The organism is Waterburya sp. (assembly GCF_058530065.1).
In genome coordinates this window covers 1-6,292 of record NZ_JBZNBU010000180.1, presented here as the reverse complement: position 1 = coordinate 6,292, position 6,292 = coordinate 1, and the positions used below count along the sequence as shown (strand labels likewise).

General features: G+C 38.0%; 8 protein-coding genes. 3 read left to right on the top strand and 5 right to left on the bottom strand.

The window, feature by feature from the left end; translation table 11 throughout:
* Positions 1–240: 240 nt before the first annotated feature.
* On the bottom strand, positions 241–390 hold the full coding sequence (locus tag AC33VI_RS11410) for a hypothetical protein (RefSeq protein ID WP_491782383.1): 150 nt from the start codon (positions 388–390) through the stop codon (positions 241–243).
* A gap of 49 nt (positions 391–439) precedes the next feature.
* Between AC33VI_RS11410 and AC33VI_RS11405 the strand changes: the two genes are divergently transcribed.
* Both AC33VI_RS11405 and AC33VI_RS11400 read left to right on the top strand, forming a co-directional pair.
* Entirely contained in the window at positions 440–919 is a 480-nt protein-coding gene (locus tag AC33VI_RS11405; protein ID WP_491782382.1) for a hypothetical protein, read from the top strand.
* Positions 920–927: 8 nt separating this feature from the next.
* Positions 928–1,347: a tetratricopeptide repeat protein gene (locus AC33VI_RS11400; RefSeq protein ID WP_491782381.1), complete on the top strand. Its 420-nt coding sequence runs from the start codon at positions 928–930 to the stop codon at positions 1,345–1,347.
* Between the two features lie 161 nt (positions 1,348–1,508).
* On the opposite strand, the gene AC33VI_RS11395 is transcribed toward AC33VI_RS11400, so the two are convergent.
* Positions 1,509–2,288 carry a phycocyanobilin:ferredoxin oxidoreductase gene (locus AC33VI_RS11395; RefSeq protein WP_491782380.1) on the bottom strand — a complete coding sequence of 260 codons (780 nt, stop codon included), beginning with the start codon at positions 2,286–2,288 and terminating at the stop codon, positions 1,509–1,511.
* A 140-nt stretch (positions 2,289–2,428) separates the two neighbouring features.
* Between AC33VI_RS11395 and tatA the strand changes: the two genes are divergently transcribed.
* Positions 2,429–2,602, top strand: a complete 174-nt coding sequence (tatA, locus tag AC33VI_RS11390) for a twin-arginine translocase TatA/TatE family subunit (RefSeq protein WP_491782379.1) — start codon at positions 2,429–2,431, stop codon at positions 2,600–2,602.
* 52 nt (positions 2,603–2,654) lie between these two features.
* On the opposite strand, the gene AC33VI_RS11385 is transcribed toward tatA, so the two are convergent.
* The 3 genes from AC33VI_RS11385 to AC33VI_RS11375 form a co-directional block, all read right to left on the bottom strand.
* On the bottom strand, positions 2,655–3,680 hold the full coding sequence (locus tag AC33VI_RS11385) for a response regulator (protein WP_491782378.1): 1,026 nt from the start codon (positions 3,678–3,680) through the stop codon (positions 2,655–2,657).
* Between the two features lie 94 nt (positions 3,681–3,774).
* Positions 3,775–5,625 (bottom strand): ATP-binding response regulator, encoded by a 1,851-nt coding sequence (locus AC33VI_RS11380; protein WP_491782377.1) that lies wholly within the window; start codon positions 5,623–5,625, stop codon positions 3,775–3,777.
* A 109-nt stretch (positions 5,626–5,734) separates the two neighbouring features.
* On the bottom strand, positions 5,735–6,292 hold a 558-nt coding region (locus tag AC33VI_RS11375; protein ID WP_491782376.1), incomplete at its 5' end, for a glycosyltransferase.

The following is a 6,292-nucleotide window of genomic DNA, read 5'->3' as shown; positions in this document are numbered from 1 at the left end:
CACAGTGGATACCTATCATCTAGTCTTAGCAACTCGTTTGCCAGCTACTAGCAGTCAAGCTAACGCTTGGGCGCGTTGGTTAAAAATTGAGTCGATCGCAGATTAATCGATCGATTCTCTAAATTAGTTGATAAAGAACCACATCCTCCAGACTTAATACCAATTCTCAAAAGTGTCTGGAGACATCAAGACATTTATCTCTTTTAACCAAAAAACCACAACCTTTGTTTTCCCTACACCCTATCCCCTAACCCCTAACCCCTGCCACAACCGAAGTCTCTCGTTGTATTCGAGAATTGGTCTAAGATGTTTGTCGATCGCACTAAGATAGTCAATATCTTCTAAAGCAGTTTCGGGTAAACGTTTGTCTGCTATGGCTGCCGAAACCAAACTTTGGATAGATCTAGTTATTAGTTATTAGTTATTAGTTATTAGTTAGATGATTTGGTTAAAAAAAATTCCTGCTATTTCTTTGCTTTTATTACTCCTGACTTATGGTGTTGAAGGCTGGCTTTATGGTGCTTGGGCAACTGAATTACTAGCAACAGGAAATCTATACTCTCAATTCGTCGATGAAATTCGTTTTGGTATTCTTTACATTTTTGCTGTAATTGCGATCGTGTTATGCGTTATTATTTTTACCTCGCCTATTTCCCTGGTTGAGATTGGCTTAGATAATTGGCTTAAGTCCGATCTTACGGCTTTTATCTCAATTTTTTTGGGAGCTTTTGCCTTTACCCTGATCGTCCAAAGGGTTGATTATTTCGCTCGTTTTTTAGTTTATGTGGCATCTGCACTACTACTAAAATTAGACTTACAACTTCTTGGTTACAATCGTTGGATGTGTTCGATAATTCTAACTATTTTTTGTTGGTTAGGATTTACGGGGGGTATACTAGCGTTTTATTTCTGGAGTTAATTGAACTTATGAGTAAAAAGAGAAAAAAAACCACCAAAACCAAAACCATAGTCAGGATAGTAACTTTAGTCATGGGTTTGGGGTTTGCAGGCTCGACACTGGCGATCGCTCTGAGTAGTGTTTTTAGTCAGAATAATTACCAATCTCAACCAAATGCAGAAGGCTCTTCTATAGAAGAACAAATTCAGATGCAGGTTGAAGGTTATCAAAAGGTACTAGCCAGAGAACCGAAAAATATTACCGCCCTGGAAGGATTGGCTCAAATATATTTTTATACTGGCAATACAGCTAAAGCAATTCCAATCTTAGAAAAAATAGTCGAATATTACCCCGAAAGACAAGAATATGCTGGTATTTTACAAAGTCTACAACAACAGCAAGCCATTCAAGAAAGCCAACCAGAAGAAACTACCGAAAAGTCTGAATAAACCTTGTTGGAGATAAAAATAAAAAGAGAGTCAAGGCATTTGTCGTGTTTTCCTCAACCCTCAAATTTTGTTCCCTCCTCACACGCCCGCAATCATAGTCAAGGGGATCTGTTTTGTCAATATTCTCAGACAAAATAATTCTTCTCAGTTGGAGAAAAAACTTAGTTGTTACTCTCCCCTACAGGTAAATATTCTTCATCAATAGATTCGGGCAGATCGAATAAAACAGTAGTCATATAGTTTTCTGCCCACTCTTCGCCAAAAGCCTTTTCTAAGACGCGACGAGTTTTATCATTCTGTTGTTGCTTGCTACAGTAATATTTTTGTCCTGCTAAATATAACTTTTGCTCCTCAACAGATATGGGAGTAGCAGCGACAGCTTGCTGGCAGTGAATCCGTAGATAATTAGCTGTAAGATCTAAGAACTCTTGTTCTTCTTCCAGATCGTGTGGGCGCACGAACAAGCAATATTCCGAGAAAATATCCGCCCAGGGTGGCAATTCTCTAATTTCTGTAAAATCCGCTGGTTTTAAAGCCGAAAGAGCCTCAATATATCCATTACTAAGAGTTTTATCAGGGCTAGTGGGAGAAAGATCGGCGATCGCAGCACTGATTCCCCCTCTACCTGCTACTATGTCGCAACCAAACATGGGCAGAGCATATTCTGGGCGGGGAAACATAACACAATGAAGAATATCGAGATTTTTACCCACCTTCGCCAATTCGAGGTGCATCTTGCGAAATTGGGGAGTTTGATAGCAGCGATTTTCAATCCGCAGTTTTTCTCCTTCTAGCTTACCTTCAACATAGCCCAATCCTTCAGGGAGAGAATAGGGTGCTAGCTCTAGATATTTCTGCCAATAATTAATAATTCGTTCGGCAAGTCGATGTATTAAAGGGTGTTGTTCTTGGCGCAGTGAAGGTTGAGAAGTTTCTAACATTACAGATTATAAAAAGGCTTTATACAAGCAAAATATTAGTAGCCACAGATGTGTATTAAATTTAACGATATACTGATGACTGACTTTATAGATATATTTAGCTATTAATCGTAATAGATTTTAGTGCAGGAGATAGAATTATGTTTGGTTTGGGCGTACCTGAAGTAGCTATTATTGCGATCGTCGCCGTACTAATTTTTGGGCCGAAAAAGATTCCTGAAATAGGTAGTGCATTAGGAAAAACTATACGAGGATTTAAAGAAGAAATGGATCGACCATCTCTAGAAGAAGAAAATGAAAAGGAAGTAGAGTAGAGCGATCGGCTTTTTTGAGAATTAGCAACAATCTTAAATGACAATTGCCAAACTAATTAATTGCAGATGTTGTTATTTCGCTGAATAGATGATAGCGGTTCTTGCCTTTTTTTTGAGCCTGACGTGCTGCTATTTGACCGTTTTTGAGAATATGAGCGTATTGCTTATAATTCTTACTACCCAATACTATACCGATGCTAGCATTAACAGCTATTTCTTGTCTGGTAATATTAAGAGGCTGGGCAAATTTTTGGTGAATTTGTTCGGCAATATAGGTAGCGCGATGAATATTTTGTATTTCTGGCAATAAGGCAACAAACTTGCGGCTGCCTACCCTAGTTAGGGTATCTACTTCACGAAGGGAAGATAAAATTCTTTTTACTACTGCCAAAATAAGTTTCTGCTCTGTGAAATTGCTTTCAGATTGCTTGATATCTTGCCAAAGACATTCAATAAACAAAATGACAAAACCATAATTTTTATCTTTTCTGATTTCCAACATTGCTTGCTCTAAATGCTTGGCTAGAGAAGTGCGATTGGGTAGATCTGTCAGAGGATCGTAAAAGGTATCGTGAAGAATTTTTTTAGTTGTTTCTAACTCATTTAATTTTTGCCTGAGAAACTTGGTTTTTTCTTGAACTTGTGTTTCTAATTGTTCGTTCAAGAGGCGAATTCGAGCGTAAGCTGCTTGAATATCTAATTGATTTTTGACCCTAGCTAAAACTTCTTCTATTTGAAATGGCTTGGCAATATAATCTACACCCCCACAAGCAAAAGCCTTGACTTTATCTTGGGCATTATGAGAAGCAGTCAGAAAAATAATGGGAATATGGCAAGTTGTCTCATCGGCTTTTAGTGCTTGACAGACTTGATAACCATCCATTTCTGGCATATTAATATCTAGCAAAATTAGACTGGGAGTCATAGTTTTGATTGCTTTTAAAGCACTTTTGCCATTTTGAACCCCTCGAACTTCATAACCGTGACTAGTTAGGGTTTCTGATAAGACCTTGAGATTTGCCAGGGTGTCATCCACAATAAAAATATCGCGAGTAACTTTCTCACTATTGTTAGACATATGAAGATCGAAAAATAAAAATTTAGTTTAATCGCCCATTACCATCAAAACTCAAAAAAAATTATTCGTCATTGTCAAATATGCCGAAAATTGATTAACTCCCATAGGTAGCAGTAGTCAGTTCGATGATTTGCTCGAAACAAAAGTCATTAACCAAATTAGAAATAGCTGTTACTAAGTCAGAATATTCTTGAGGTACTTGTTCTAGTAAAATAGATATTTCTTTGGCATTTGCAGCAATGGCACACTCATTTAGTTGTTCTATCCATGCTGAAGACATTACAGACAAAGCTTCATGGTTTAGTTGATAGCCTTCAGACTTGGATAAATCCAAACTAGGAGTAATGGGAGACTCATAGAAATATTCAACCTGAAGATAATGAGCTATTTTTGACCACAATTCTTTTTCTTGAAAAGGAAGATTCATTAAGTCATTACAGCCTGAAGAAAGAATAAATTGCTTTTGTTCTCTAAATTGAGAGGCAGTCATCGCAATAATAACTACAGAACTATCTAGTTTCTTGATATGTTTAATTGCCTGATAGCCATCCATTACAGGCATCTGTAGATCCATGAAAATTAGATCGGGCGACCAAGCAGAAAATAGGGCGATTGCTTCAGCACCGTTAACCGCTTCTTTAACGGCAAATCCAATAGTTTCTAAGAGTCTTACTAAGAATTGGCGGTTTTCCCAACGGTCTTCGGCTACCAAAATTTTGGGGATAGTCTTAGCTGGTTTTAAACCGATAACTCTAAGAGATTGGTAAGATTGAGCAATGGGTTCGCCTATTGTCATTTGAATGCTAAAACTAAAAGTAGAGCCTCGATCTACTTGACTCGATACTTTGATTTTTCCTCCCATGAGCCTAACGTATTCTTGACAGATAGATAAACCCAAACCAGTACCAGATTGAGACTGTCTGCCAGAATTGGTTTGGACAAAAGGGATAAATAATTTATCTAGTTCTTCTGGTGCAATCCCACTTCCCATATCTTTAACTTCAAAGTTTATTTGATGGGGTTTTTGGGGATTATAGGCTACGGTGAGAATAACTTCTCCTTTTTGTGTAAACTTGACAGCATTTGCTAATAAATTAATTAAAACTTGACGTAATTTTTGCTCGTCAGTTTGAATATACCGAGGTACTAGTTCGCTGCGCCGAACGATTAAGTGAATATTCTTTGCTTGAGCTTTGATGGCAAGCATTTCTTCAATTCCTTTGAGCATTTGCTCCAAATCGAAGTTGGTTTTTTCTAAGATTAATCTACCTGCTTCGATCTTAGAAACTTCCAAGACATCATTAATTAATGCCATCAAATGTTCTCCACTATGGCTGATGATGCGAAGCTGTTCTTGTTGTTCTGAATTTAAAGAAGCATCTCGTTGCATCAACTGGACAAAACCCAAGATAGCGTTCATCGGAGTACGTAATTCGTGAGTTATTTGAGAAAAGAAAACATTTTTGGCGTTATTGGCAGCTTTAGCTTCTTGTAGTGCTGTGGCTAATTCCATCGTGCGAGAAGCTACTTGAGTCTCCAGATTTTTTTGTAAATTCCGCAATTGCAAGTGAGTTTTAACCCTGGCGATCACCTCTTTGACTTCAAAAGGCTTGGTAATGTAGTCAACCCCACCAACTCTAAAGGCATTAACCTTGTCCAAGGTTTCGTCTAAGGCACTCATGAAAATTACAGGTATGGAATTAGTAGTCTCGTCATTCTTGAGATAACGGCAGACTTCATAACCATCCATACCAGGCATTTTAATATCCAACAAAATCAGATCTGCCCAACCAGTTTTAGTAATTTCTATTGCCTCTTTGCCATTATTAATGGAGCGTACTTTATATCCTCTTCTACTCAGGATACGAGACAACAAATCTAAATTATCTAGCACGTCGTCAACGATGAGAATATTATCTTGGTTAGAACAAACAAGATCTGACATAGCCATTACTTACTAGCAAAAGTTGAGAGGAAACACTATCTTAACTTTTGATTGTAAGATTTTGTATATTCTTCCCTCACTGACTAGAGTGTTAATAAGTTCTTTATTGTTACTTTTTAATTATTAATTTTTCAAACCAAGCCTCAAAGCGATCGCCTAAGGAAGATAAAGAATATTCTGCTTCTGCTTGTTGGCGACAGTTTGTCCGATCTAGTTTATCGATTTGCTCGATCGCCTCTACCAATCCAGAAATACTATCTGGTTCGACTAAATATCCCGTAATGCCATGTTTGACAATTTCTGAAGGACCACCGCGACGATATGCCACAATCGGTACGCCACAAGCCAAAGCTTCGATCGCCACATTGCCAAAGGCTTCGATCCAGCGGGGAGTCATCAATAAAGCTCGACATTGACCCAATTCTTGCTGTAATTCTTGAGTAGTTAAAAATCCCTGATATTCAATCGGTGCGTCGGGAAAATCGGCGCAAATTTTTTGCCAATAGGCTTGATCTTGGATTTTGCCGAAAATCTTTAATGGAGTCTTAGTTATATTTACCGCCTCTACTGCATCTTCTAGGGCTTTTTCAGGGGCGATACGACCCAACCAAGCCAAACTATCTCCAGGAGCATTATTAAACTGATAAAGGTCTAGATCGATGGCACT